At 48.4% G+C, this 252-nt stretch carries 1 rRNA gene; it reads left to right on the forward strand.

Annotated elements, in window-relative coordinates:
• Positions 1-224, forward strand: a 23S ribosomal RNA gene (locus GM672_RS28165); the annotation flags it as partial.
• Positions 225-252 lie beyond the last annotated feature (28 nt).

The raw sequence follows: 252 nt of genomic DNA on the forward strand, positions 1-252 counted from the left end.
CCTCTGGTGTACCGGTTGTCACGCCAGTGGCATTGCCGGGTAGCTAAGTTCGGAAGAGATAACCGCTGAAAGCATCTAAGCGGGAAACTTGCCTTAAGATGAGATTTCCCAGAGCCTTGAGCTCTTTAAAGGGTCGTTCGAGACCAGGACGTTGATAGGTCAGGTGTGGAAGTGCAGTAATGCATTAAGCTAACTGATACTAATTGCCCGTAAGGCTTGTCCCTATAACCTTGACGGTTATATGCATTTGCC

Origin of the sequence: Pseudoduganella buxea (assembly GCF_009720835.1) — a bacterium.
Taxonomy (GTDB): domain Bacteria; phylum Pseudomonadota; class Gammaproteobacteria; order Burkholderiales; family Burkholderiaceae_D; genus Rugamonas; species Rugamonas buxea.